Here is a 25,949-nt window from a genome sequence, read left to right as displayed (position 1 = left end):
GCACTCAGAATCGGAAGGCAACGCCAGTGGTCACGTTGAACGCGTCCCCTGGGTAGAAATTCGCAGAGTCGCGCCCGCCCGCGTCATAGGCGGTGTTGGTGGCGCTGGCATAGCGCTGGTTGGTGAGGTTGCGCAGGTCGGCGAACACCTCCCACTTGCGGCTCGGCGCCTGGTAGCCGAACTTGGCGCCCCACAGCAGGTACGACGGCGTCTGCCAGGTGTTGGCGTAGTCGATGTAGTAGCTGGACGCGGCACGCAGGTTGAGCGAGGCGTAGAACCCGCTGGCCTGGCGATAGGCGAGCTCGGCCTGGTAGACCTGACGCGGCAGGCCGGGCAGTTGGTTGTCGCCGAAGCGTTCGTCGTGGCGGTACTTGAAGTCGTTGAGGGTGTAGGCCTGGCGCAGGTCGAGGGTGTCGCCGTTGGCACCGGTCCAGAGCAAGGCATTGAGCCCCGCCTCGATGCCTTGATGAAGGGTCGGGCTGGCATTGGAGGTGGCCGTGAGCTGGTCCTGGGTGGCGGTTGCCTGTTGCACGACCACGGTCAACAGCTCTTTCTGCACCCAGGAGCGGTACAGGGTCAGGCTGCCATCGAAGATCCCATGGCTGCCGCGTACCCCCACCTCGAAGGTCGTGGCCTTCTGCGGCCGGACATCGTAGAGGAAAGGATTGCTGGTGCTGCCCAATTGCCAGGTCACCGGCGGGTCGATGCTGCGGCTGACGTTGCTGAACAGCTGGAATTCGGGATTGATCTGGTAGCGCAGTCCCAACCGCGGCGCCAGGTCGTTCTCGACGTATTCGACGCGGGTGGGGAAGTTACTGGGGTTGGCCGCGGTCAGGGTACTCGCCTCGATCTCGCCCTTGCGACGGATGTTGACGAACGACAGCCCCGACGACACCCACAGGTCATCGGCCAGTTGCAGCTCGTTGGCCAGAGTCAGCACGGTATCGCGCGAGCCGGTGTAGTTGGTTTCCTGAGTCTTGAGCCCGGTGGCGCGGCTGTGCGCCTTGACATCGGCCAGGTAGGCGCGGGTGTTGCTGAAGATCACGCTGCTGTCACTGGGCAGGCCGAGGAAGGTGTCGCCGGTACGCAGGTAGCGCAGGGTCAGGTTGATATCCTTCGAGCGCCAATCCTGCGGCGCCACGGCATAGCGCCAGCCATTGAGCAGCGGGTAGTTGTTGTACGACGCGCCGACTTCGAGCCTGGCGCCATCATCGAAGGTGTAGGTGGTCTTGTTGCCGATGAAAGTGGTGCCGTCCTTGCGCCGCCCAGTGGGCACCAGGTTACTGCGCGGGTCATGCTTGAGCTGTGCGCGGGTCAGGGTGTTGCCGTTGATCAACTGCTCTTCGCGGTACTTGAAGAACATGCGGGTCTGCAGCTTGGGGCTGAACACGTGGCCGAAGTTGGCGGCTATGCCGCGACCTTCGTTACTGGCGTGATCCTGGTAACCGTCGCGCTCGTTGTGCAGCACGTTGATGTAGTAGTCGCTGTCGCCCACCACACCGCCCGTGCTCAGCTGCTGCTTGCGGTAGCCATAGCTGCCGACCTCGAAGCGTGCATAGTTGCCAGGGTCGGTACGGCCGGTCTTGCTCACCATGTTGATCGCCCCGCCCAGTGCCAACGCGCCGTACTCGTAAGCGTTGGCGCCGTAGAGCACCTCGGTGTGATCCACCGCCTGCATGTCGAGGAAGTCTTCCTGGGTGCCACCGGGGCCAGTGATCGGCAGGCCGTCGAAGAGAAACTTGGTGCCCAGTACATAGCCTTGGTAGAAGGTGTTGAGCCCCGAGCCGCGGATCGAGATCTTGTTCGCAGCCGTGCCGCTGGTGCCCTGGGCGAACACACCGGGCTGCAGCGCCAGTACGTCCTCGGCGTTGGCCGCACGGCCCTGCTCGACTTTGCGGTTGTCGACCACCGCGGTGTTGCCAGCAACCTTCTGCAGGCGCTTCTGGTCCTGCTGGGCGCCGGTTGCCGCGGCGCCGGTGACCGTCACCGTGCCCAAGGTGGATTCCTCGGCGGCCAGCGTTGCCGGGCTGAAGGCAGCCAGTAACAACGGCAGGCTGGCGGCGGTCACCAGACTGAAACGCGGCTGAGTGGAAAATCGAACTTTCGCACGCACTACTGATACTCCCCATTTATATATAAGGCCGTGTTTCGCTGTTGTTCACGAAGTACGGTCGGGCATTCAAATGGGGTTATTGCAGTTGTTGTGCCAAGGCACTGAATACACTATTTCAGCGATTCGCGTGTTGGAGGACGGGCTATTTGTGCAACCCGCTGTTCAATAAACAACAGTTCAAGGCCACACCAGGAACTTCAGCTTTGATTCGGGTATTTCGATATAACGACTGCTGTTCGAAACTCAACAACCGGTCAACAGAAGTTCTCTGGGAACACACAACGTTCAATCCTTCGCGCGCTGTATTGGGCGTTCCGGCGCTTTCGCGGGCAGTCGAGGCGCCAAACCGCCGCCCCTGCAGCAGGTGGTGACCTGTCTGCAGGGGCGGGTTCATCAATCAACGCTGCTCGAACACCGGATACGACGCCTGCTCGATCGCTGCCATGGCCTGCGCCTCGGTCATCACACCGGACTCGGCCAGGATCGCCAGCAGCGAGCGCCCTTCACGCACCGACTGACGCGCCAGCTTGCTGACCTGGGCATAACCCAGGCGCGGCACCAGGGCCGTCGCCACCGCCATCGAATCGGTCAAATGCGCCAGGTTGCGGGCTTCGTCAGCCTGGATGCCGGCCACGCACTTCTCACGAAAACGCTGGATGCCCTGAGTGAGCAAGGTGATGCTGTCGAACACCCGCGAGGCCACCACCGGCTCGAAATGGTTGATCTCGAGCTCGCCGTACTGCACCGCCTGAGCCACTGCGACATCGTTGCCAATGATCGCGAAGCTCAGCTGGATCATCGCCATCGGCAGCACCGGATTGACCTTGCCGGGCATGATCGAGGAGCCGGCCTGGGCTTCGGGCAGCTTGAGCTCGCCCATGCCGCCCACCGGCCCCGACGACAGCTTGGTCAGGTCGGCGGCGATCTTCGCCAGCGAGGCGGCGCAGGTACGCAGCTCGCCAGATACGCGGCCGAACACATCCATGTTCTGCATCGCATCGAAGGGGTTGGCTGGCGCCTGGTAGGCGACACCGGTGATCGTCACCAGATGCCGGTACACTGCCGCGCGGTAAGCCTTCGGCGCGCCGAAACCGGTGCCGATGGCGGTGCCGCCCAAAGGCAGTGTGTGCAGCTTTTCACGCACGGCGACCAGTTCGTCGGCCAGGCGGTGAGTCAGCGCGGCGTACCCCCCGAACAACTGCCCCAGGCGCATGGGCTGAGCGTCCTGCAGGCAGGTGCGGCCCAAGTGAAGGATATCGGCGAACTCCAGCGCCTTGGCATCGAACACCTGGGCCAGCAGGCGTACCTGCTCGATCAGCCCGGCAAGCATGGCGTGGGTGGCGATCTTCAACGCCGCCGGGTACACGTCGTTGGTGGACTGCGAGATGTTGACGTGGTCGTTGGGGTGCACCACCTCGTAGCTGCCTGGCGCATGGCCGAGGAACTGTTGGGCGCGGTTGGCGATGACTTCGTTGAAGTTCATGTTGGTCGAGGTGCCGCCTGAGCCTTCCAGCAGATCGACGATCAGCGAGTCGTCACATGCACCGGCGATCACCGCCTGGCAGGCTTGGGCAATGGCGTCGGCCTGGGCCTGGGCGATCACCCCGCATTCATGGTTGGCCAGCGCTGCGGCCCACTTGCACTGGGCAAAGGCATCGCGAAAGGCCGGGTAATGGGCGATGCTCAGCGGCGACACGCTCAGGTTGTCGAAGCCGCGCAGCGAATTCACGCCATAGAGCTTGTCGGCAGCAATCCGCACTTCGCCCACATAATCCTGCTCGACGCGTGCATCGAGGCGATCAAAAGTACTCACGGGTATTTCCCTCATCGAATTTGACTAATGCCTCGACGCCCTTGCCCAGCGCCGCCAGGCGCGGCAGGAAGGCATCGAGGATGACAGCACGCGCCGACTCGCAGGCATCTGCGAAGAAGGCGCCGTATTCGTTGCGCCGCGCCACCAGGTAGAGCGAGCGCTCCAGGCTCAGCTCAGGGGTCAGGTGCGCGGTGACGTTGTCGACCCAGGGCATGGCCTGCAGAAAGCACATCGGGCTGGTCACCGCCCAGCCGATGCCTTCGGCGACCATCGCGGTCAGGGCGTCGGCGTTGTCCAGTTCCAGGCGGTTGGGCACCCGCACATTGAGGCCGCGCAGGTGCCGCTCGATCTGCAGGCCGACCTGCGACAGGCGATTGAAACGCACCACCGGCAGCACATTGGCCAGCGCCCGCACATCGTCGAGGCTGTGCAGCGCTCGCCCCAGCGCCTTGGGCGTAATCACGAAATAGCGCTCGGTGAACAAGCGATAGCGGATGACGTCGTTGGCATCCATCAGCGGATCGCTGGTGACGATCAGGTCCAGGTCGCGGCGCAGCAACGACTCGCCCTGCTGCGGGCTGAGGCCGGTACGCACCGACAACTGCGTGACCTGGCCAAGCATCTGCCGGGTGAACATCGAGCCACAGGTAGCGGCGAAGGAGTCGACCAGGCCAATGCGCAGGTCGGGTTTGACCCCGCGCCCGGCATCGAGCACCTGCGCCTTGAGGTTGGACAGTTCCTCGCTGAGCAGCGCGCCTCGGTTGCGCAGGGCCAGGCCGAACGTAGTCAGGGTCAGCGGCCGCGTGGTGCGGTCCACCAGCACCACGCCAAGATCGTCCTCCAGCTGGCGTACCAGCTGCGATACCCCGGATTGGGAGATGCCCATGCGACTGGCCGCACCGGACATGCTGCCCTCCTCGGCCACAGCGATGAACACCTGGACCGCGTACATGTCGATGAGTCTGTTGCCAGGCATGGTCAAGCTCCCGTGTGGGTGATCAATGGGCGTTCAACGGCCGCTCTTCAGGTTTGCCGTCGCCCTCCTCCGGCGTGACCGCCGCCAGGCGCTCCTGGCTGGTTTCCGGGGCGAACAGGTGGCAGAACACACCGCCGAACAGCAGCACCCCGACGCACACGCCCAGCGCCGTGTGCACCCCCAGATGCTGCACGGCGATCGGCAACAGGAAGGTGGCGAACGCCGAGCCGAAGCGGCTGGCGGCCACGGCCAGGCCGATGCCCGAAGCACGCAGGTGGGTGGGGAACAGCTCCGGCGGGTAGACGAACTCCAGGTTGACCGCTGCCGCCAGCACGCACGCGAAGAAGCCGAACGCAATGATGGTGCCCAGCGCCCCGAAGTTCGCCCAGGCCAGTACGGCCAGGCCCACGGCGCTCAGGTAGAAGGTGCCGATCAGGAAGCTGCGGCGCGAAATGCGGTCGATGATCAGCAGGCCGAACAGAGCGCCCAGCATCAGCAACACGTTGTAGACCAGCCCGCCGACGAACTTGTCCTGCACGTTCAATGCTTCGAGCACACGCGGCGAGAAGGTGCCCAGGGCGAAGAAGGGAATCACCTGGCAGGTGTAGAACACGCAACCGACCAGCGTGTTCTTGCGCCAGCGGCGGCTGAACAGCTCGCTGAAGCTGCCGCGTTGCTGCGCCGCTGCCGGTGGCGCGACGGGCAAGGTCACGTGCGCACCGAACTTGGCCTGGACGATGGCCAGCGCCTCGGCACTGCGACCGCGCGCCATCAGCCAGATCGGCGATTCCGGCACACCCAGGCGCAACGGCAGGATCAACAAGGCCGGCACACCGCTCAAAGCCAGCATCAGGCGCCAGGCGTCCGGGCCGATATCACGGATGGCGAAGCCCACCAGGTACGCGGCGACGTAACCTGCGGCCCAGGCGGCGGCCAGTACACTCAGTAAACGCCCGCGATAACGGCGTGGGGCGAACTCGGTGACCAGCGACTTGCTCACCACATAGTCGAACCCCAGCACCAGCCCGAGCAGCAGGCGCAGGGCCAGAAGTTGCTCGGGAGAAGTAACGAAGAACTGCGAAGCTGAAATAACCGCGAACAGCAACATGTCCCAGGCAAAGATACGGCGCCTGCCGAACTTATCGGCCAAAGGCCCTGCAAACAAACTGCCGAGAAACAGACCGGCCAGTCACGCCGCGCCGAGCAAACCCATCCATAGCGCATTCAATTGCAACGGCCCCGCCGCCATGCTGACGGCAATGCCGATAATCCCTAGCACGAATCCGTCACTGAATTGACCGCCCGTACCACTGAACACCGTCTTGATATGAAAACGGCTGAGTGGGAGGTCTTCGAACGAAACTTGGCTACTCATTCGTGTCTCCACTTGCTTCTTGTAGTTGTGAGCCGGCTCGGGTGGCCGGTTACGAATAAGTCTACGGTCACAACTTCAGCAAAACAGCAGGTGCGCTGACAGTATCAATAATGCTGATAGTGTAAACCGCAATTGTTGATGAAGTCGGGCGGCCGATATGCGGTCGCTCGTCTGGCAATTGCTCGCACGGGGAACTCTGGCCAATGGCCGCACCTCTTAATTGCATGCACGAGATCCCTTGGGCTGTGATGCTTCTGGAGGACTGATCATGCGTTATTCACTGCTTGTTCCGGCACTGCTGCTGTGCATTCCCGCAGGGTCCGCCCTGGCCCGTGTCGACGCGGGCGATGTGGCCACCTCGGCAGGGGTTTCTGCTTCGCTCTACTCCACATTCAAGGATGACAAACGGATCATTCCGGCGCGCGACGAGCTGTCTGCGTTCGTGGCCAGTGGCGGTGCGATTCGCGGGGCGTATGTGGAGTCGGCGCTGGAGCAGGTACGCCAGAGCCATCCAGGATTGCAGGCCAGTGATGAAGAACTGGCCAAGGCGCTGTTGTCGCAGGATGAGGTTGTCGCGGATCATTGATGACTGTGGTGTTCTTTTCGCGGACAAGTCGCAGCGGCGGTTCACAGCTGCGACGTGCCCGCGAAAAGAATACTCATGATCTCAGGCTTCTCCACGCCACTGCGAAGGGCTCACCCCGGTCTTGCGCCTGAACACTCTGGCCAGCGCCGAAGGGCTCTGGTACCCCACCTCATCCGCCACCAGCGCCAGCGGCCTGCCCTCGCGGATACGCTTCTGCGCAAGCCCGATGCGCCAATCTGCCAGGTAATCCCCCGGGGTACTGCCCACCACCGCGCGAAAGTGCGCGGCAAAGCTCGCCCGCGACATCCCCGCCAACGATGCCAGCGCCTCCACGCTCCAGTTGTGCGCAGGGGCGTCATGCATCGCCACCAGCGCCCGCGACAGGCGCTTGTCGGCCAGCCCGGCCAACATGCCTGAAGCCATCTGGCCATCGCCGAGCAACTGTCGCAACAGCTGGATCACCATCAGCTCGAACAACCGGTTGAGCACCAGTTCGCGTCCGCAATCATCGCCGAAGGCTTCGGTGAACAGCCAGTCGCTGCTGGCCTGCAACCCGGTCAGGGCGCTCAGCGGGCTGACCAGCGCGTCCGGCAATGCACGGGTCAGCGGATTGTCCGGGCCACCGGTGAACGCCAAGGTGGCGCAGACCAGTTCGGCATTGTCCGACTCGCTGGCCAGCAGTTGGTGGGTCTGCGGACGTATCAGCAAAATCAGGCTGGGTTCTTCCAGCACCTGCTCGTGCCCGGCCGGGCCTCTGAAGCGCAGGCGCCCGGCGCGCAGCAGATGCACATGACCACTGCGCTGCTCGCCATCGAAACGCGAGAGGCCGCAGAAGCCGCCCTGATGGAACGTCGAGGCGTTGAAGTCGAAATGGTTGAGCAGCGTGGCGAGGCGGTCCATGGCAGATCCATATTTAGACGATCAGTCGCATAAACTGGACGATATGAACCCGAAAGGCAATTCCTACTGGGTAATCTGTACCCAAGCTTGAACAGCAAGCTCCCACTCAGACAGGAGATTCACCATGACTCGCATTGCCGCCCTGACCATCGAACAAGCCCCTGAAGCCGCCCGCCCAGCCCTGCAAGGCGTGGAAAAAGGCCTGGGCTTCCTGCCCAACGCCTTCGCCACCATGGCCCACTCCCCAGCCGCACTCAACGGCTACATGGCCTTGGCCCAGGCCATGGGCAAGAGCAGCCTGACCCCGGCCGAACGCGAGGTCGTGGCCCTGGCCGCATCCCAGGTCAATGGGTGTGAGTACTGCGTGGCTGCGCACAGCTTCTTCGGCGGTAAGTCGGGGCTAAGCGAGGCTGATATCCAGGCAGCACGCGCCGGCACCCTGAATCCGGTAGCCGTGCTTGCCCGCGCGGTGACGCTGAATCGCGGCCAGGTGCCCGACGGTGTGCTGGCCGAAGTACGCGCCGGTGGGTTGGACAATGCGCGGATCGTCGATGTGATTGCCCAGGTGACGCTGCTGACTTTGACCAACTACCTGAACAATGTGGCGCGGACCGAAGTGGACTTCCCACCACGCGGCGCATGATCGGCCAAGAGCAGCAGCCCTCTCGCGGGACAAGCCGCGAGGGGGCTGCTCTGTCAGCGCACACTTTCAAAGAAAAGCCGAAAGTCTAACTTCCATAACGATGTTTTTCAGCCAAACCGCGTTAGCTAAGGTATCCCCATCGCCCATCGATACCCAAGGAACCCCCATGAAAGCCATCGTCTTCACCGAACACGGTCTGCCCATCGACAGCGCCCAAGCCCTGTTCGACAGCGAACTGCCCCGCCCCACCCCAGGCCCACGCGACCTGCTGGTGGAGGTCCAGGCCATTTCAGTCAACCCGGTCGACACCAAGATCCGCGCCGGCGCCGGCAAGACGGCCCCGCGGGTGCTGGGTTGGGATGCGGTCGGCACCGTCCGTGAAATCGGCACCGAAGTCACCCTGTTCCAGCCCGGTGACCAGGTCTATTACGCCGGAGCCATCGATCGCCCCGGCAGCAACAGCCAATTGCACCTGGTCGACGAACGCATCGTCGGCCACAAGCCACGCAGCCTGGACAACGCCAGCGCCGCAGCATTGCCGCTGACCTCGATCACCGCCTGGGAATTGCTGTTCGACCGATTGGGTGTCGTTGAAAATGAAGGCCACGGCCAGAGCTTGCTGATCATCGGCGCGGCCGGTGGCGTGGGTTCGATCCTGCTTCAATTGGCACGCCAGCTCACCGGTCTCACCGTAATCGGCACCGCCTCTCGCCCCGAAACCCGTCAGTGGGTGAGCGAGCTGGGCGCGCACCATGTGATCGACCACAGCCAGCCGCTGGTCGAGCAACTGAACGCCATTGGCTACCCCGAGGTCGACCTGGTGATCAGCCTGACCCACACCGACAGTCACTTTGCGCAACTGATCGCGGCGCTGCGCCCGCAGGGCAAGCTGGCGCTGATCGACGATCCGGCCAGCCTCGACGTGGTGCCGCTCAAGCGCAAGTCGCTGTCGCTGCACTGGGAACTGATGTTCACCCGTTCGCTCTATCAGACCAGCGACATGATCAAGCAGCACGAGTTGCTGGAGCGGGTGGCGAAGCTGATCGACGATGGTGTGCTCAAGACCACGCTGGGTGAGCATTTCGGCACCATCAATGCCGCCAACCTGCGCCGAGCCCACGCGCTGATCGAAAGTGGCCGGGCCAAGGGCAAGATCGTGCTGGAGGGGTTCGGGGACTGATTTCAGTCATGCGGTGAGGGGGTCGCGAGCACGTCGCAACGCCGCTGCCCCTCACTGCCACATGTGTCGCCATCGATAAACAGGCTCGACATATCATTCCGCGTGATAATGACCTTCGCGCCATTCGATTCGTTCCTTTAACGCAACACACTCATGATCCGCCCACTATCAATACAGTGGCGGAGTTCTCCATGGAATATTCATTCAAGGCCCTGCGCTATCCCCTCGCTGCCCTGGCAGTGGCGGTGATCAGCGCTTGCGGTAAAACCCCCGACGCCATGCAGGCTCCCGCCGCCCCCAAGGTGAGCGTGGCCAAGGTGATCGAGCAGCCGATCAACGAATGGGATGAGTTCACCGGACGCCTGGAAGCCCCGGAAACCGTGGAAGTCCGCCCGCGCGTCTCCGGCCAGATCGACCTGGTGGCCTTCACCGAAGGCGCCCAGGTCAAGAAAGGCGACCTGCTGTTCCAGATCGACCCGCGCCCGTTCCAGGCTGAAGTCCGTCGCCTCGAAGCCCAATTGCAACAGGCCAAGGCCACCGCCATCCGCAGCGCCAACGAAGCCCGCCGTGGCGAGCGCCTGCGCGACAGCAACGCCATCTCCGCCGAGCTTGCCGAATCGCGCACCAGCGCCGCCGCCGAGGCCCGCGCCGGGGTGGATGCGATCCAGGCCCAGCTCGACCTGGCCCGCCTGAACCTGAGCTTCACCCGCGTCACCTCGCCGATCAGTGGCCGCGTCAGCCGTGCCGACTTCACCGCTGGCAACATCGTCACCGCCGACGTCACCCCGCTGACCAGCGTGGTCTCCACCGACAAGGTCTACGCCTACTTCGACGCCGACGAGCGCGTGTACCTCAAGTACACCCAGCTTGCCCGCCAGGGCCAGCGCGGCCAGACCACCCCGGTGTACCTGGGCCTGACCAACGAGACCGGCAACCCGCACCTGGGCCAGATGAACTTCGTCGACAACCAGGTCAACCCGCGCACCGGCACCATCCGTGGTCGCGCCGTGTTCGACAACCGCGATGGCCAATTCACCCCAGGCCTCTACGCCCGCCTGAAACTGGTCGGCAGCGCCAAGTACGACGCCGTGCTGATCAATGACGAAGCGGTCGGCACCGACCTTGGCAAGAAGTTCGTGCTGGTCATGGACAAGGACAACAAGGCCGCCTACCGCGCGGTGGAATTGGGTCCGAAGCTCGAAGGCCTGCGTATCGTGCGCAACGGCCTGAGCAAGGACGACCGCATCGTGGTCAAGGGCCTGCAGCGTGTGCGCCCAGGCTCGCCGGTCACCCCGGAGGAAACCCCAATGGCCAGTGAAGAAACCCTCGCCACCCTCGCCCGTCAGCGTCAGGCGCTGGAAGCCAGCAATCCGGCACCGGCGGTGGCAGGTTCGAATGTGAAAGTCGCCAGTGCCCAGGCACCGCGCGGTTAAGGGACAACATCGATGAACTTCTCGAAATTCTTCATCACCCGCCCGATCTTCGCCGCCGTGCTCTCGCTCGTGCTGCTGATCGCCGGTGGCATCTCGCTGTTCCAGTTGCCGATCAGCGAATACCCTGAAGTCGTGCCACCGACCGTGGTCGTGCGCGCCAACTTCCCGGGCGCCAACCCCAAGGTGATCGGCGAAACCGTCGCCGCACCGCTTGAACAAGCCATTACCGGTGTCGAGAACATGCTCTACATGTCCTCGCAGTCCACCGCCGATGGCAAGCTGACCCTGACCATCACCTTCGCCCTGGGCACCGACCTGGACAACGCGCAGGTGCAGGTACAGAACCGCGTGACCCGGACCCAGCCCAAGCTGCCCGAGGAAGTGACGCGCATCGGTATCACCGTCGACAAGGCCTCGCCCGACCTGACCATGGTCGTGCACCTGACCTCGCCGGACCAGCGCTACGACATGCTCTACCTGTCCAACTACGCCATCCTCAACATCAAGGATGAGCTGGCGCGCCTGGGCGGTGTCGGTGACGTGCAGCTGTTCGGCATGGGCGACTACTCCCTGCGTGTGTGGCTGGACCCGAACAAGACCGCCTCGCGCAACCTGACTGCCAGCGACGTGGTCGCGGCGATCCGCGAACAGAACCGCCAGGTCGCTGCCGGTCAGTTGGGCGCACCGCCCGCCCCCGGCTCGACCAGCTTCCAGTTGTCGATCAACACCCAGGGCCGTCTGGTCAGCGAGGAAGAGTTCGAGAACATCATCATCCGCGCCGGCGCCGACGGCGAGATCACCCGCCTGAAAGACATTGCACGCGTCGAGCTGGGCTCCAGCCAGTACGCCCTCCGCTCGCTGCTGAACAACCAGCCGGCGGTAGCGATCCCGATCTTCCAGCGCCCTGGCTCCAACGCCATCGAGATCTCCGACGAAGTGCGGGCGAAGATGGCCGAGCTGAAGAAGGACTTCCCGGAAGGGATGGACTACAGCATCGTCTATGACCCGACCGTGTTCGTCCGCGGCTCGATCGAAGCGGTAGTGCACACCCTGTTCGAAGCCCTGGTGCTGGTCGTGCTGGTCGTGATCCTGTTCCTGCAGACCTGGCGCGCCTCGATCATCCCGCTGATGGCCGTACCGGTCTCGCTGATCGGTACCTTCGCGGTGATGCATCTGTTCGGCTTCTCGCTCAACGCCTTGTCGCTATTCGGCCTGGTCCTGGCGATCGGGATCGTGGTGGACGACGCGATCGTCGTGGTGGAGAACGTCGAGCGCAACATCGGCCTGGGCCTGCAGCCCATGGAGGCCACGCAAAAAGCCATGAGCGAGGTGACCGGCCCGATCATCGCCACCGCCCTGGTACTGTGCGCGGTATTCGTACCGGCGGCGTTCATTTCCGGCCTTACCGGGCAGTTCTACAAGCAGTTCGCCCTGACCATCGCCATCTCCACCGTGATCTCGGCGTTCAACTCGCTGACCCTGTCGCCGGCCCTGGCCGCGGTACTGCTCAAGGACCACCACGCGCCCAAGGACCGTTTCTCGCGGTTCCTGGAGAAACTGCTGGGCAGCTGGCTGTTCGCGCCGTTCAACCGCTTCTTCGACCGTGCCAGCAACAGCTACGTCGGTGGCGTACGCCGGGTCATTCGTTCCAGCGGCATCGCCCTGTTCGTCTATGCCGGCCTGATGGGCCTGACCTATCTGGGCTTCTCGTCCACCCCGACCGGCTTCGTCCCGGCGCAGGACAAGCAATACCTGGTGGCCTTCGCCCAGTTGCCTGACGCCGCCAGCCTCGACCGCACGGAGGCAGTGATCAAGCGCATGAGCGAAATCGCCCTCAAGCAGCCAGGCGTTGCCGACTCGGTGGCCTTCCCGGGCTTGTCGATCAACGGCTTCACCAACAGCCCCAACAGCGGCATCGTGTTCACCCCGCTCAAGCCGTTCGATGAGCGCAAGGACCCGAGCCAGTCGGCACAAGCCATCGCCGCAGCGCTGAACGCGCAGTTCGCCGATATCCAGGACGCCTACATCGCGATCTTCCCACCGCCGCCGGTACAGGGGCTGGGCACCATTGGCGGCTTCCGCCTGCAGATCGAGGACCGCGGCAACCTGGGCTACGAGGCGCTGTACAAGGAAACCCAGAACGTCATCGCCAAGAGCCGCAGCGTGCCTGAGCTCGCCGGGTTGTTCACCAGCTACCAGGTCAACGTGCCGCAGGTCGATGCTGCCATCGACCGGGAAAAGGCCAAGACCCATGGCGTGGCGATCACCGACATCTTCGACACCCTGCAGGTCTACCTGGGCTCGCTGTACACCAACGACTTCAACCGCTTTGGCCGGACCTACCAAGTCAACGTCCAGGCTGAACAGCAGTTCCGTCTCGACGCCGAGCAGATTGGCCAGTTGAAGGTGCGCAACAACCTGGGCGAGATGATCCCGCTGGCGACCTTCCTCAAGGTCAGCGACACCTCCGGTCCCGACCGCGTGATGCACTACAACGGCTTCATCACCGCCGAAATCAACGGTGCCGCAGCCCCAGGCTACAGCTCTGGCCAGGCCGAGGCGGCGATCGAGAAGCTGCTGAAGGAGGAACTGCCCAACGGCATGACCTACGAGTGGACCGACCTGACCTACCAGCAGATCCTCTCGGGCAACACCGCGCTGTTCGTGTTCCCGCTCTGCGTACTGCTGGCCTTCCTGGTGCTGGCTGCCCAGTACGAAAGCTGGAGCCTGCCACTGGCGGTAATCCTGATCGTACCGATGACTCTGCTGTCGGCCATCACCGGCGTGATCATCTCCGGGGGTGACAACAACATCTTCACCCAGATCGGCCTGATCGTACTGGTGGGCCTGGCGTGCAAGAACGCGATCCTCATCGTCGAGTTCGCCAAGGACAAGCAGGCCGAGGGCCTGGACCCACTGGCCGCCGTGCTGGAAGCCTGCCGCCTGCGTCTGCGTCCGATTCTGATGACCTCGATCGCCTTCATCATGGGTGTAGTGCCGCTGGTGTTCTCCTCCGGTGCCGGTGCCGAGATGCGTCATGCCATGGGCGTGGCGGTGTTCTCGGGGATGATCGGGGTGACCGTGTTCGGCCTGTTCCTGACGCCGGTGTTCTTCAACCTGATCCGCCGTCACGTCGAACGTCGCCAGGCCCGCAAGGCCGAGCGAGTGCAAGCGCTGGAGAATCATGCATGAACCTGCTCAAACCCCTGACTCCTAGCCTTCTGGCGCTGGCCCTGGCGGCCTGCGCGGTAGGCCCGGACTACAAGACCCCAGACACCCAGCCTGCGCGTTTCGATACCGAAACGCCGGCCAAGGCCCTGGACCGCAGCCGCTTCGAGAGCAGCTGGTGGAAGCAGTTCGACGACCCGACCCTGAACCAGCTGGTGCAGGCATCGCTGCAGGGCAACCGTGACCTGCGCGTGGCCTTCGCCCGCCTCAAGGCCGCACGCTCGATCCGCGAGGACGTCTCCAACGACGACCTGCCGGTGGTCACCAGCCGTGCCAGCAGCGACATCGGCAAGGGCCAGGTACCCGGCCAGACCGATCGCCGAGTCAACACCGAGCGCTATGACCTGGGCCTGGACATGGCCTGGGAGGTCGACCTGTTCGGCCGCATCCAGCGTCAGATCGAGGCCAGCAAGGCTCAGGAGGACGCCGCCGAAGCCGACCTGCAACAACTGCAGGTCAGCCTGATCGCCGAGCTGGTCGATGCCTACGGTCAGCTGCGTGGCGCCCAGTTGCGCGAAAAGATCGCCCTGGCCAACCTCAAGACCCAGCAAGACTCGCGCAGCATCACCGTGACCCTGCGCGACACCGGGGTCGGCAACGAGCTGGATGTGGTGCGTGCCGATGCCCGCCTGGCGGCGGTCGAGGCCACCGTGCCGCAACTGCAGGCCGAGCAGGTGCGGGCACGCAACCGTATCGCCACCCTGCTGGGTGAGCGCCCGGACGCACTGAGCGTGGACCTGTCGCCCAAGCAACTGCCTGCAATCGCCAAGGCGCTGCCGGTGGGTGATCCGGGTGAACTGCTGCGCCGCCGCCCCGACATCCGCAGCGCCGAGCGTCAACTCGCCGCCGCCACCGCCAATGTGGGCGTCGCCACCGCCGACCTGTTCCCACGGGTCAGCCTGAGCGGCTTCCTGGGCTTCACCGCTGGGCGTGGCTCGCAGATCGGTTCGTCCGCTGCCAATGCCTGGGCACTGGGCCCGACCATCAGCTGGGCCGCCTTCGACCTGGGCAGCGTGCGTGCCCGCTTGCGCGGCGCCAAGGCCGACGCCGAAGGCGCGCTGGCGACCTATGAGCAACAGGTACTGCTGGCACTGGAAGAGTCCTCCAATGCGTTCAGCGATTACGGCAAGCGCCAGCAGCGCCTGCTGTCGCTGATCCGCCAGAGCGATGCCAGCGGCAAGGCGGCAGAACTGGCCTCGGTGCGCTACCGCGAAGGCACGGTGGATTACCTGGTGTTGCTCGATGCCGAGCGCGAAAAGCTTGCCGCCGAAGATGCCCAGGCCCAGGGCGAAGTCGAGCTGTATCGCGGCATCGTCTCGATCTACAAGGCCTTGGGTGGCGGCTGGCAGCCAGACACCGTGGCCAGCGTGAAGTAACCCTCACGCGACCCGTTGCAACGACTCCTTTGATTGGTCCCTCCCCCAACCCTTTGCCCCGCCGACCTTGGTCCGCGGGGCTTTTTTTTGCAGCCCTGGCCGTGCGCACCGGCGTCAGGCTCATGACACCGCACGGATCAATGCCAGGATGTCGTCCCGGCTTACCACCGTGCGGCTCAGCGCATTGTGAATGGTGAAGCCTTCGATCAGCGCATCCAGCGCCCGCGCGGTCTTCTCGTCGAAATGCACCTGCAACGCCGCCCGCGAGCGGGCCATCCAGTCGTCCATGATGTAGGTGTAGTCGGGGTGGCGCGAGACGAAGGCATAGAGTTCGAAGATCAGCAGCATCTGCCCGGAAGCTTTCCACAGCTCGCCACAGATCAGGTCGGCCAGCAGTTCGCGGGCATGCTCGGCATCACGCGCATCGCCCAGGCGGGTGAAGTACTGATCGGCGATGCGGTTGGTCATCTTGACGAAGGCTGCCGCGACGATCTCTTGGATGGTGCTGAAGTGGTAGGTCATGGTCCCTGGCGAAACCCCGGCCTCGCTGGCGATGCGCCGGTAGGTGGCGCACACCGAACCGTCGCGCTGGATCACCCGCAATGCGGCATCGATGATCTGTGCCTTGACGTCGCTGTCGCTGCTGTCCTGTTTTCGCGGCCTTGCCATGGTGGTCTCTTGAGGTGGGTTCGCTGCAGAGCATACCAGCCAGGACGCTCGCCCGGCATGCTGCACGATTCGTGCAGCACAGCATTACGTTGGCTGCGTTGTTCCACGATTCGAACGGAATAAGCTGGACCCAGGCGCTTACCGTGACGCCTACGCCCATGACCATTCGATCGCGAGTGACAGCCATGCATCGCCCCAGAACCCTCTACGACAAACACCTCGACGCCCACACCGTCTGCACCCTGGACGACCAGGGCCATGTGCTGCTGTACATCGACCGCCAAGTCGCCAACGAATACACCAGCCCCCAGGCCTTCAGCGGCCTGCGCGAAGCCGGGCGGCAGGTCTGGCGCCCGGCCTGTACGCTGGCGGTGGTCGACCACGTCAACCCCACCGCCCCCGAGCGCATCGCCACCATGCCTGACGCTGGCGGCGCACTGCAGGTCTCCTACTTCGAGCAGAACTGCCGCGACTTCGGCATCGAACTGTTCGATGTGCTGGACAAGCGCCAAGGCATCGAGCACGTGGTGGCGCCCGAGCAAGGTTTCATCCTGCCCGGCATGGTGGTCGCGGCCGGCGACAGCCACACCACCACCTACGGCGCGCTGGGCGCCTTCGGTTTCGGCATCGGCACCTCGGAGATCGAGCACCTGCTGGCCACCCAGACCCTGGTCTACAAGCGCCTGAAGACCCTGCGCGTCACGGTGACCGGCGAACTGGGCGCAGGCCTGGTCTCCAAGGACATCATCATGCAACTGATCCGCCGCATCGGTGCCTCCGGTGCGACCGGCTATGCCATCGAGTTCACCGGCCCGACCATCAGCGCCCTCAGCGTCGAGGCGCGCATGACCATCTGCAACATGGCCGTGGAAGCCGGTGCCCGAGGTGCCTTCATGGCGCCCGACCAGAAGGTCTACGACTACCTTGCCGACAAGCCCCGCGCGCCCAAGGGCGAACTCTGGGAGCAGGCAGTGCAGCGCTGGCGCGACACGCTGTTCAGCGACCCGGGCGCGCAGTTCGATCTTGAGGTTGCCCTCGATGTCGGCGAGCTGGCGCCCATGGTGACCTGGGGCACCAGCCCCGACCAGGCCGCCCCTATCGACCAGCAGGTGCCCGACCCGCTGCACGAACCTGACCTGATCCGCCGCCAGGACCTGCAACGCGCCTTGCGCTACATGGACCTGACACCCGGCATGCAGCTTGACCAGATCCCCATCAGCCATGCCTTCATCGGCTCGTGCACCAACGCCCGCATCGAAGATCTGCGCGATGCCGCCCGCGTGGTGCGCGGACGCCAGGTGGCGGCAGGGGTGCGCGCAATGATCGTGCCCGGCTCCACCCAGGTGCGCGAACAGGCCGAGCGTGAGGGCCTGGCGCAGCTGTTCGTCGATGCCGGTTTCGAATGGCGCCAGTCGGGCTGCTCCATGTGCCTGGCAATGAATGACGACGTACTCAGCCCCGGTGACCGCTGCGCGTCGAGCACCAACCGCAACTTCGAGGGCCGCCAGGGCGCCGGTGCACGTACGCACCTGATGAGCCCAGCGATGGTCGCCGCCGCAGCCGTCAGCGGCCACCTGGTCGATGTCCGCACTTTTTCCCTGGAGGCCTGAGCCATGCAACCCTTCCTCACCGAAACGGGCATCGCCGCCCCATTCCTGGCCGCCAACGTCGACACCGACGTGATCATGCCCAAGCAGTTTCTCAAGGGCATCGATCGCAATGGCCTGGACCGTGGGGTGTTCTTCGACCTGCGCTTTGCCGCGGGCGGCGCGCCGAACCCTGAGTTCGTGCTCAACCAGGCACCCTGGCAGGACGCGCGCTTTCTGGTGGTCGGCCCCAACTTCGGCTGCGGCTCGAGCCGCGAACACGCGGTATGGGGCCTCAAGCAACTGGGGATCCGCGCGTTGATCGGCAGCAGCTTTGCCGGAATTTTCTTCGACAACTGCCAGCGCAACGGCGTGCTGCTGATCCAGCTCGAGGAGGCCCAAGTCAAAGAGATCGGACAAGTGGTCAGCGAGCCCGGCAGCGCTGAACTGAGCATCGACCTGGAGCAACAACGGATCGCGCTGCACGACGGTCGCAGCATCGACTTTGAGATCGATCAGTTGCGCAAGCAGGCGTTGCTGCTGGGGCTCGATGCCATCGGCAGCACGCTGCAACGTACCGAACAGATCCGCGCCTTCGAAGCACGGCATCTGCAGGCCCATCCGTGGCTGGCCTGAGCCGCCAGGGACGACACAAGCCCGCCCGGACACGGGCGGCGCTTCACGGCTCCTCGTACAACAACAAATAGAGGACATGCACATGAACAAGACCCTGGCGCCCAGCGCCGAACACACGCCCGTCCAGCGCCGGCTCAACGCGCTGCTCACCTACCCGATCGGTGTGATTCCCCTGCCCTATTTCATCGGCATCGCCCTGATCGTGTTCTGCTCGGCACACTTCGGTTACCTGCCCAAGACCATGATCGGCGGCCTGGCGGTGATCATGACCATGGGCGTGTTCTTCGGCCAGCTCGGCCAGCGCCTGCCACTGCTCAAGGAAATTGGTGGCGGTGCGATCCTCTGCCTGCTGTTGCCCTCGGTGCTGGTGTTCCATGGCTTCTTCGGCAGTGCCACGCTGGATGCGACGAAGATGCTGATGAAGGATGCCAACTTCCTTTATTTCGTCATCGCAAGCCTGGTGGTGGGCAGCATCCTGGGCATGAACCGCTTCATCCTGGTCCAGGGCATGATGCGCATGTTCGTGCCGCTGGTGGCCGGCACCCTGGCGGCGATCGCGGCGGGAATACTGGTGGGCGTGCTGTTCGGCTATTCGGTCCACCACACCTTCTTCTACATCATCGTGCCGATCATCGGCGGCGGCATCGGCGAAGGCATCCTGCCCTTGTCGCTGGCCTATGCACACATTCTCGGCGGCAGCCCCGAGCAGTACGTGGCGCAACTGGTGCCAGCAGCCGTGGTGGGCAACATCGTCGCGATCATCTGCGCCGGCGCCCTCGCGCGCCTGGCCGGCAAGCGCCCGCAGCTCAGCGGTGACGGCATGCTGATCCGCGCTCGCGAAGAAAACGACAAGTTCAAGGAGCAGGCCGACGACGAGGCCATCGACTTCCGCTACATGGGTGCTGGTGTGCTGCTGATCTGTACCTTCTTCGTCCTCGGCGGCCTGCTGGAGAAGCTGGTGCACATCCCGGGGCCGGTGATGATGATCGTGGTCGCGGTCCTGTTCAAATACCTGCGCGTACTGCCCACGCACTTGGAAAAAGGCAGCAAGCAGTTCTACAAGCTAGTGTCGACAGCCTTCATCTGGCCAGTGATGATCGGCCTGGGCATGCTCTATGTACCCCTGGAAAGCGTGATGGGCGTGTTCTCCATCGGCTATGTACTGGTCTGTGCCTCGGTGGTACTGGCCATGACCCTGGCAGGATTCCTGATCGGCAATCTGCTGAAGATGTATCCGGTCGAGTCGGCCATCGTCACCTGCTGCCACAGTGGGTTGGGCGGCACCGGCGATGTGGCGATTCTTTCGGCATGCAACCGCATGGGGCTGATGCCCTTCGCGCAGATCTCCACGCGCCTGGGCGGCGCCGCGACGGTGATCGGCGCAACCCTGCTGCTGGGCCTGTTCAACTGAACGCAACAGGGGCCACCCCGTGGCCCCTGGCTTCACCCCAGCAACACCTTGAAGTGCCGCTCGAGAAACTCCACGCACACGCGCAGTTTCGCCGAGTCCGCCAGGCGCGTCGGGTACACCGCCCAGACGTTGGCACTCTGGGTGTAGTCGTGCAGCACCTGCACCAGCCGACCGCTCTCCAGCAGTGGCCGTACATCCCAGTACGAACGCAGCAGGATGCCCCGCCCGCCCAGCGCCCACTGCAGAACGATCTCACCATTGTTCGACGATAGCGGCCCGCTGACCCGCACCGTTTCTTCGCGACCGGCATGCTGCAACTGCCACACACCGAACGGGTTGTTGCGCTCCTTGAGCACCAGGCAGTCGTGATTGTCGAGATCCTTGAGGCTCAGCGGCGTACCACGCTGGGCAAGGTATTCGGGCGTGGCGCACAGCACCCGCTGGTTGCTCGCAAGCTTGCGCCCGATGTGCTGTGCCGGCAGGTCGTCGCCGATACGGATTTCAAGGTCGAAGCCTTCGGCGACGATATCCACCACGCGGTCGAACACATCCAGGCGAATCTCCAGGGCCGGATACGCCGCCGACAACTGCGCCACCGCAGGTGCGACATGGTTGCGGCCGAAGCCGAAGCTGCTGCACAGGTGCAGCACGCCGCGCGGCTCTTGGCGCACCTGTTTCATCTCGCCGACGAAGTCGTCCATGTCACCGAGAATGCGGATGGCCCAGCGCTGGGCACGCTCTCCGGCGTCGGTGAGGGCAAGGCTGCGGGCGTTGCGGTGCAGCAGCCGCGTGCCCAGCGCCACCTCCAGCAAGCGGATGCGCTTGCTGACATAGGCTGGCGACAAGCCCAGTTCGTCCGCCGCCGCTGCAAAACCTGACTTGCGGATCACCGTGAGGAAGACCCGCAGGTCTTCCGGCAGCGGCGATTCGGCACGAGGTGTGTTCATTGGAGGTGCTCCCGAAGCGATTGATTCACGCTTCGGGCATGATGCCAGCCCTACCGGTTAGCGACAATCGATCCGATCGGGCCTAAAGCACCATCGCCGCTACCCAGCCAAACGCCAGCAGCGGCAGGTTGTAATGAATGAAGGTCGGCACCACCGTGTCCCAGATATGGTGATGCTGGCCATCGACGTTCAGGCCCGAGGTCGGCCCCAAGGTCGAGTCCGAGGCAGGCGAGCCAGCGTCGCCCAACGCACCGGCCGTGCCGACGATGCACACCGTGGCCAGCGGATCGAAGCCCAACTGCACACACAGCGGCACGAAGATCGCGGCAAGAATCGGCACGGTGGAGAAGGACGAGCCGATGCCCATGGTCACCAGCAACCCCACCAGCAGCATCAGCAAGGCACCGATACCCTTGCTGTGGTCGATCCACTGCGCCGAGGTCTCGACCAGGCTCTTCACCTCGCCGGTGGCCTTCATCACTTCGGCAAAGCCCGAGGCCGCGATCATGATGAAGCCGATCATGGCCATCATCTTCATGCCCTCGGTGAACAGATCGTCGGTCTCGCGCCAGCGCACGATGCCCGACAGCGAGAAGATCAGGAAACCGACCATCGCACCGATGATCATCGAATCCAGCCACAACTGGATGATGAACGCCGCAGCGATGGCTGCGCCGGCCACCAGCAACGTCAGTGGGTTGTACTGCACACTGACCTGCTCGACCTCTTCGATGCGCGCCAGGTCGTAGTCACGCTTGCGCCGATAACTGATGAACACCGCCACCAGCAGGCCAACGAGCATGCCCGCCGCCGGGATGGCCATGGCGTGGGTGACGTTGACGCCGCTGATGTCCACGCCCGCGCGGCTGACGTTGGCCAGCAGGATCTGGTTGAGGAAGATGTTGCCAAAACCCACGGGCAGGAAGATGTACGGAGTAATCAGGCCGAAGGTGATCACGCAGGCGATCAGGCGCCGGTCGATGCGCAGGCGTGTCAGCACGTACAAGAGCGGCGGCACCAACAGTGGGATGAAGGCGATGTGAATCGGCAGAACGTTCTGCGACGACACCGCAACCACCAGCATCAGGCCGATCAACAGCCATTTGAGCTTACCGCCCTGTCCTTGCCCCTGGCGGTCGATCATCGCCAGGGCGCGGTCAGCCAGGGCGTGGGCCAGGCCTGACTTGGCGATGGCCACGGCGAAGGCGCCGAGCAACGCGTACGACAACGCCACCGTCGCGCCGCCGCCCAGGCCGCCATTGAAGGCCGCGAGCGTGCCCTCGATCCCCAGGCCACCGACCAGGCCCCCGGTCAGGGCGCCAACGATCAGGGCGATGACCACATGCACGCGGGACAGGCTCAGTACCAGCATGATACCGACCGCGGCGATCACTGCATTCATGGTGTGCAATACCTCATTACGACAGACAAAAAGCGGGCGCTCCGGCGACAAGCTGCGCTGGGCAGCGGCCGGACCAGGGGTGTTGTTATGGAGGGCGCACACTCTGAAGCACTGGGGGGAGGATGTCAAAACTGCCGAGGGATGGCGTTTGTATAGGCGCTTTTATCTTTATTGAACGTTCATATAAAGAAAAACCCGATTCCGCCGAAACAGTCGTCAGCTCCAGCTCTACTATTACAAGGGATGTACACCATGCCGTTGCGTCAACTTTCCATCCAATGGAAGATCACCCTGCTCGCCGGGCTGTGCCTGGCCAGCATCGTCACATTGCTCGTCGGCCTCTCGTTGTATCGCATGGACCACAGCTCGGATCTGGTCAAAGCCAGCAGCTCGCAGATGCTCACTGAATCCGCCCAGGCCCGCATCGAATCTCAAGGCGAGGTCCAGGCCCTGAGCATTCGCCGTCAGTTCATGGACGCGTACCAGTACGGTGCTGGCTTCGCCCGTCAGGTTCTGTTCCTGCGCGAACAGGCCGAAAAGCGCTTCATCGACGCCCACGACCTGCGCCAGGACATGACCGCCCAGGTCCGCGCCGCGCTGCAGGCCAACCCCGACCTGCTCGGCCTTTCGCTGGTATTCGAAGCCAACGCCCTGGACGGCAAGGACAAACTGTTCAGCGGCCTCGCCGAGCTTGGCAGCAACGAAACCGGGCGCTTCGCCCTGTACTGGTCGCAGCCGCGCGCGGGCCAGCTGACCGCCATGGCGTTGCCCGAGCGTGATATGGCCAACACCCAGATCGGCCCCAGCGGCGAGGCGGCCAATACCTGGTGGGCCTGCCCGCGCAGCACCGGCAAGGTCTGCGTGATCGAGCCCTACTTCTATGAGATCGCTGGCCAGCAAGTGCTGATGACCAGCATAGTCTTCCCGCTGATGGTGGACGGCAAGGTGATCGGTACCCTGTCCATCGACACCAACCTGAACAGCTTGCAGGCCCTGAGCGAAGACGCCAGCCGCTGCCTCTACGAAGGTCGCACCAAGGTCGGCATCCTCAGCCCTGCGGGCCTGTTGGCCGGCTACAGCCCGGATGCCGGCAAGCTGGCCGAGCGCTTCGACCAGGTCGATACCCGCCAGGGCGCCGAGCTGGTGCGCAAGCTGACCGCCGGCAAGCTGCAGGTGCTCCACGACCAGCAACGCCTGAAGGTACTGGCCGCGTTCGCACCGATTCCCGGCGGCAAGCCTTGGGGTGTGCTGCTCGACGTACCGGAAAGCGCCCTGACCGGCCCTGCCGACGCGCTCAAGCGCGAACTCGACGTGCTCAACACCAGCGGCACCCTGCTCGAGCTGGGCCTGGGCCTGGCTGCGGCGATCGCTGGCCTGCTGGCGGTGTGGCTGATGGCGCGCGGGGTGACCCGGCCGATCCTCGGTGTGGCAGCGATGCTCAAGGATATCGCCAGCGGCGAAGGTGATCTGACCCGTCGCCTGAACTACGACAAGCGCGACGAACTGGGTGAGCTGGCCGGCTGGTTCAACCGCTTCCTCGACAAACTGCAACCCACCATCGCTGAGGTCAAACGATCGGTGCAGGCAGCACGCGGCACGGCCGACCAGTCTGCTGCCATCGCCAGCGAAACCAGTGCGGGCATGGAGCAGCAGTACCGCCAGGTCGACCAGGTCGCGACCGCCTCCCACGAAATGAGCGCCACCGCCCAGGACGTCGCCCGCAGCGCGGCCCAGGCAGCGCAAGCCGCGCGCGATGCCGACCAGGCCACCCGCGAAGGCCTGGCCGTGATCGATCGGACCACTGACAGCATCGATGCGCTGGCCGCCGACATGAGCAGCGCCATGGCCCAGGTCGAGGGGCTGGCGCAAAACAGCGAGAAGATTGGGTCGGTGCTGGAGGTGATTCGCTCCATCGCCGAGCAGACCAACCTGTTGGCTCTCAATGCGGCCATCGAGGCCGCGCGCGCCGGGGAAGCCGGGCGTGGTTTCGCAGTGGTCGCCGACGAAGTCCGCAACCTCGCGCGGCGTACCCAGGAGTCGGTGGAAGAGACCCGCCAGGTGATCGAGTCGCTGCAGGCCGGCACCCGTGAGGTGGTTGGCGCCATGGACAGCAGTCATCGTCAGGCCCAGGGCGGCGTGGAGCAGGTCGGCCAAGCGGTCACCGCGCTGCAGCGCATCGGCCAGGCGGTCACCGTGATCAGCGACATGAACCTGCAGATCGCCTCGGCCGCCGAGGAACAGAGCGCGGTGGCCGAAGAGATCAACAGTAACGTGGCCACCATCCGCGACGTGACCGAATCGCTGTCAGGTCAGGCCAATGAGTCGGCGCGGGTCAGCCAGTCGCTGAACAGCCTGGCCAACCAGCAGCAGGGGCTGATGGACCAGTTCCGGGTCTGAACACGCCTGCGCGGTGCCAGCCTGGCATCGCGCAGGGATCGGCGCCAGCCGCCGAACCAAGCCACTGCCCTCGTCGTCTACACTTTGCCCGACCCCACGAATTGGCAATCGACGAGGCCATCATGAAGAAAATTCCAACCTTGCTGGCCGGCCTGATGCTTGCGCTGGGCCTGGCCAGTACCGACAGCGCCGCACGCGCCGAGTCAGCCAAACCCATCCAGTTCGGCGCCATTGGCTGGGAAAGCGGCGCCCTGACCACCGAAATCCTGCGCCTGATCGTCGAGAACGGTTACGGCTACCCCACCGATACCCTCCCCGGCAGCACCGTCAGCATGGAAGTCGCGCTGGCGAAAAACGACCTGCAAGTGATCGCCGAGGAATGGGCCGGACGCAGCCCGGCCTGGGTCGAGGCCGAGAAAAAGGGCGAGGTGTTCGCCTTGGGCGACACCGTGAAGAACGCAGTCGAAGGCTGGTATGTGCCGGCATACGTAATCGAAGGCGACCCGGCGCGCAACCTGAAGCCGCTGGCGCCAGAACTCAAGAGCGTCGCCGACCTCAAGCGCTATGCGCAGGTATTCAAAGATCCCGAGGCGCCGACCAAGGGTCGCTTCCTCAACAGCCCAAGCGGCTGGACTTCAGAGATCGTCAACAGCCAGAAGCTCAAGGCCTACGGGCTCGATGGGCTCTACAGCAATTTCCGCACCGGCTCAGGCGCCGCCCTCGACGCTGAGGTCAGCTCGGCTGTTCGCCGTGGTCAACCGGTACTGTTCTATTACTGGAGCCCGACGCCACTGATGGGCCGCTTCGATTTCGTGCGCCTGGAAGAGCCCCCTTATGACGCCCAGGCCTGGGCCACCTTGACCGACCCGGCCAACCCCGCCCCACGTGGCAGCAGTTCGCTGCCCGCCAAACTGTCGATTGGTGTGTCGAAGGCCTTCAAGACCCAATACCCGGACCTGGTGGCCTTGTTCGAAAAGGTCGACTTGCCGATCGACACCCTCAACCAGGCCCTGGCCATCATGAGCGAGAAACGCCAGGACCCGCGGGAGGCGGCCAAGGTATTCCTGCGCGAGCATCCGCAGGTCTGGAAAGCCTGGATGCCGCCCGCAGTGGCGCAGAAAGTCGGCGACGCGCTCGGGAAACCGTGATCAGGCAAAGAAATGTAACACCCCTCCCCCTTGGCTCCGGCACTCCATGGACTAGGCTTACACCCATGTGATGCCGGGCCCCTCTGACGGTTTGCGCCGCCATGTCGGAATCACTGTTGCCATGCAACGT

The 25,949-nt window shown here is 64.1% G+C and carries 20 protein-coding genes and 1 pseudogene; 12 read left to right on the top strand and 9 right to left on the bottom strand.

The window, feature by feature from the left end; translation table 11 throughout:
* Positions 1–4: 4 nt before the first annotated feature.
* The 5 genes from AB688_RS13940 to AB688_RS27180 form a co-directional block, all read right to left on the bottom strand.
* Positions 5–2,113, bottom strand: coding sequence for a TonB-dependent receptor family protein (locus AB688_RS13940; protein WP_063544812.1), 2,109 nt, complete (start codon positions 2,111–2,113; stop codon positions 5–7).
* Positions 2,114–2,510: 397 nt separating this feature from the next.
* Entirely contained in the window at positions 2,511–3,926 is a 1,416-nt protein-coding gene (locus AB688_RS13935) for an aspartate ammonia-lyase (RefSeq protein WP_063544811.1), read from the bottom strand.
* The gene (locus tag AB688_RS13930; RefSeq protein WP_063544810.1) at positions 3,913–4,902 is read right to left on the bottom strand and encodes a LysR family transcriptional regulator; all 990 of its coding nucleotides are present in this window, start codon (positions 4,900–4,902) and stop codon (positions 3,913–3,915) included. Before AB688_RS13930 ends, AB688_RS13935 begins: the two co-directional genes overlap by 14 nt.
* A gap of 22 nt (positions 4,903–4,924) precedes the next feature.
* Complete coding sequence (locus AB688_RS13925; RefSeq protein WP_231100232.1) at positions 4,925–6,052, bottom strand: MFS transporter; 1,128 nt, start codon at positions 6,050–6,052, stop codon at positions 4,925–4,927.
* Between the two features lie 39 nt (positions 6,053–6,091).
* Positions 6,092–6,277, bottom strand: coding sequence for a hypothetical protein (locus AB688_RS27180; RefSeq protein WP_231100231.1), 186 nt, complete (start codon positions 6,275–6,277; stop codon positions 6,092–6,094).
* Between the two features lie 268 nt (positions 6,278–6,545).
* Here AB688_RS27180 and AB688_RS13920 point away from each other — a divergent pair, with 268 nt between their 5' ends.
* The gene (locus AB688_RS13920) at positions 6,546–6,863 is read left to right on the top strand and encodes a DUF2388 domain-containing protein (RefSeq protein ID WP_054891299.1); all 318 of its coding nucleotides are present in this window, start codon (positions 6,546–6,548) and stop codon (positions 6,861–6,863) included.
* Positions 6,864–6,944: 81 nt separating this feature from the next.
* Here the strand turns inward: AB688_RS13920 and AB688_RS13915 are convergent, their stop codons facing one another.
* Complete coding sequence (locus tag AB688_RS13915; RefSeq protein WP_063544809.1) at positions 6,945–7,763, bottom strand: AraC family transcriptional regulator; 819 nt, start codon at positions 7,761–7,763, stop codon at positions 6,945–6,947.
* 124 nt (positions 7,764–7,887) lie between these two features.
* Here AB688_RS13915 and AB688_RS13910 point away from each other — a divergent pair, with 124 nt between their 5' ends.
* From AB688_RS13910 to AB688_RS13890, 5 genes are all read left to right on the top strand, one after another.
* Complete coding sequence (locus tag AB688_RS13910; protein ID WP_063544808.1) at positions 7,888–8,406, top strand: carboxymuconolactone decarboxylase family protein; 519 nt, start codon at positions 7,888–7,890, stop codon at positions 8,404–8,406.
* A 166-nt stretch (positions 8,407–8,572) separates the two neighbouring features.
* Positions 8,573–9,586: a zinc-binding alcohol dehydrogenase family protein gene (locus tag AB688_RS13905; protein WP_063544807.1), complete on the top strand. Its 1,014-nt coding sequence runs from the start codon at positions 8,573–8,575 to the stop codon at positions 9,584–9,586.
* A gap of 191 nt (positions 9,587–9,777) precedes the next feature.
* A complete protein-coding gene (gene mexE, locus AB688_RS13900) occupies positions 9,778–11,019 on the top strand; it encodes a multidrug efflux RND transporter periplasmic adaptor subunit MexE (RefSeq protein WP_063544806.1) in 1,242 nt (413 codons plus the stop codon).
* A gap of 12 nt (positions 11,020–11,031) precedes the next feature.
* Positions 11,032–14,211 carry an efflux RND transporter permease subunit gene (locus AB688_RS13895; protein ID WP_054891294.1) on the top strand — a complete coding sequence of 1,060 codons (3,180 nt, stop codon included), beginning with the start codon at positions 11,032–11,034 and terminating at the stop codon, positions 14,209–14,211.
* The gene (locus AB688_RS13890) at positions 14,208–15,623 is read left to right on the top strand and encodes an efflux transporter outer membrane subunit (RefSeq protein WP_054891293.1); all 1,416 of its coding nucleotides are present in this window, start codon (positions 14,208–14,210) and stop codon (positions 15,621–15,623) included. The genes AB688_RS13895 and AB688_RS13890 overlap by 4 nt, the downstream gene beginning before the upstream one ends.
* A 120-nt stretch (positions 15,624–15,743) precedes the next feature.
* Here AB688_RS13890 and AB688_RS13885 read toward each other — a convergent pair whose 3' ends face one another.
* On the bottom strand, positions 15,744–16,292 hold the full coding sequence (locus tag AB688_RS13885) for a TetR/AcrR family transcriptional regulator (protein WP_063544805.1): 549 nt from the start codon (positions 16,290–16,292) through the stop codon (positions 15,744–15,746).
* 185 nt (positions 16,293–16,477) lie between these two features.
* Here AB688_RS13885 and leuC point away from each other — a divergent pair, with 185 nt between their 5' ends.
* From leuC to AB688_RS13870, 3 genes are all read left to right on the top strand, one after another.
* The gene (gene leuC / locus AB688_RS13880; protein WP_063544804.1) at positions 16,478–17,902 is read left to right on the top strand and encodes a 3-isopropylmalate dehydratase large subunit; all 1,425 of its coding nucleotides are present in this window, start codon (positions 16,478–16,480) and stop codon (positions 17,900–17,902) included.
* Positions 17,903–17,905: 3 nt separating this feature from the next.
* The gene (leuD, locus tag AB688_RS13875) at positions 17,906–18,514 is read left to right on the top strand and encodes a 3-isopropylmalate dehydratase small subunit (RefSeq protein ID WP_063544803.1); all 609 of its coding nucleotides are present in this window, start codon (positions 17,906–17,908) and stop codon (positions 18,512–18,514) included.
* Between the two features lie 82 nt (positions 18,515–18,596).
* Positions 18,597–19,925: a 2-hydroxycarboxylate transporter family protein gene (locus tag AB688_RS13870; RefSeq protein ID WP_063544802.1), complete on the top strand. Its 1,329-nt coding sequence runs from the start codon at positions 18,597–18,599 to the stop codon at positions 19,923–19,925.
* Positions 19,926–19,957: 32 nt separating this feature from the next.
* On the opposite strand, the gene AB688_RS13865 is transcribed toward AB688_RS13870, so the two are convergent.
* Together AB688_RS13865 and AB688_RS13860 are read right to left on the bottom strand one after the other, a co-directional pair.
* Positions 19,958–20,872 carry a LysR substrate-binding domain-containing protein gene (locus AB688_RS13865; protein WP_063544801.1) on the bottom strand — a complete coding sequence of 305 codons (915 nt, stop codon included), beginning with the start codon at positions 20,870–20,872 and terminating at the stop codon, positions 19,958–19,960.
* A gap of 82 nt (positions 20,873–20,954) precedes the next feature.
* The gene (locus AB688_RS13860; protein ID WP_054891287.1) at positions 20,955–22,274 is read right to left on the bottom strand and encodes a Na+/H+ antiporter family protein; all 1,320 of its coding nucleotides are present in this window, start codon (positions 22,272–22,274) and stop codon (positions 20,955–20,957) included.
* A 243-nt stretch (positions 22,275–22,517) separates the two neighbouring features.
* On the opposite strand from AB688_RS13860, the pseudogene AB688_RS27535 reads away from it, so the two are divergent.
* The 3 genes and pseudogenes from AB688_RS27535 to AB688_RS13850 all read left to right on the top strand — a co-directional run.
* Positions 22,518–23,765, top strand: a pseudogene (locus tag AB688_RS27535) (chemotaxis protein); the annotation flags it as partial.
* 150 nt (positions 23,766–23,915) lie between these two features.
* Entirely contained in the window at positions 23,916–24,671 is a 756-nt protein-coding gene (locus tag AB688_RS27530) for a methyl-accepting chemotaxis protein (protein WP_371105596.1), read from the top strand.
* Between the two features lie 122 nt (positions 24,672–24,793).
* Positions 24,794–25,819, top strand: a complete 1,026-nt coding sequence (locus AB688_RS13850) for an ABC transporter substrate-binding protein (RefSeq protein ID WP_063544799.1) — start codon at positions 24,794–24,796, stop codon at positions 25,817–25,819.
* The last annotated feature ends 130 nt before the right edge of the window (positions 25,820–25,949 follow it).

Source organism: Pseudomonas putida, from assembly GCF_001636055.1.
Lineage (GTDB): Bacteria > Pseudomonadota > Gammaproteobacteria > Pseudomonadales > Pseudomonadaceae > Aquipseudomonas > Aquipseudomonas machongensis.
The sequence above is the reverse complement of the archived record's forward strand: the minus strand, read 5'-3'. Positions and strand labels throughout refer to the sequence as shown.

Bases quoted from the DNA above. Each gene is read 5' to 3' on its own strand.
- AB688_RS13930 (WP_063544810.1), bottom strand. From the start codon at position 4,902: ATGCCTGGCAACAGACTCATCGACATGTACGCGGTCCAGGTGTTCATC.
- AB688_RS27180 (WP_231100231.1), bottom strand. From the start codon at position 6,277: ATGAGTAGCCAAGTTTCGTTCGAAGACCTCCCACTCAGCCGTTTTCAT.
- AB688_RS13920 (WP_054891299.1), top strand. From the start codon at position 6,546: ATGCGTTATTCACTGCTTGTTCCGGCACTGCTGCTGTGCATTCCCGCA.
- AB688_RS13915 (WP_063544809.1), bottom strand. From the start codon at position 7,763: ATGGACCGCCTCGCCACGCTGCTCAACCATTTCGACTTCAACGCCTCG.
- AB688_RS13910 (WP_063544808.1), top strand. From the start codon at position 7,888: ATGACTCGCATTGCCGCCCTGACCATCGAACAAGCCCCTGAAGCCGCC.
- AB688_RS13905 (WP_063544807.1), top strand. From the start codon at position 8,573: ATGAAAGCCATCGTCTTCACCGAACACGGTCTGCCCATCGACAGCGCC.
- mexE (WP_063544806.1), top strand. From the start codon at position 9,778: ATGGAATATTCATTCAAGGCCCTGCGCTATCCCCTCGCTGCCCTGGCA.
- AB688_RS13895 (WP_054891294.1), top strand. From the start codon at position 11,032: ATGAACTTCTCGAAATTCTTCATCACCCGCCCGATCTTCGCCGCCGTG.
- AB688_RS13890 (WP_054891293.1), top strand. From the start codon at position 14,208: ATGAACCTGCTCAAACCCCTGACTCCTAGCCTTCTGGCGCTGGCCCTG.
- AB688_RS13885 (WP_063544805.1), bottom strand. From the start codon at position 16,292: ATGGCAAGGCCGCGAAAACAGGACAGCAGCGACAGCGACGTCAAGGCA.
- leuC (WP_063544804.1), top strand. From the start codon at position 16,478: ATGCATCGCCCCAGAACCCTCTACGACAAACACCTCGACGCCCACACC.
- leuD (WP_063544803.1), top strand. From the start codon at position 17,906: ATGCAACCCTTCCTCACCGAAACGGGCATCGCCGCCCCATTCCTGGCC.
- AB688_RS13870 (WP_063544802.1), top strand. From the start codon at position 18,597: ATGAACAAGACCCTGGCGCCCAGCGCCGAACACACGCCCGTCCAGCGC.
- AB688_RS13865 (WP_063544801.1), bottom strand. From the start codon at position 20,872: ATGAACACACCTCGTGCCGAATCGCCGCTGCCGGAAGACCTGCGGGTC.
- AB688_RS13860 (WP_054891287.1), bottom strand. From the start codon at position 22,274: ATGAATGCAGTGATCGCCGCGGTCGGTATCATGCTGGTACTGAGCCTG.
- AB688_RS27530 (WP_371105596.1), top strand. From the start codon at position 23,916: ATGGAGCAGCAGTACCGCCAGGTCGACCAGGTCGCGACCGCCTCCCAC.
- AB688_RS13850 (WP_063544799.1), top strand. From the start codon at position 24,794: ATGAAGAAAATTCCAACCTTGCTGGCCGGCCTGATGCTTGCGCTGGGC.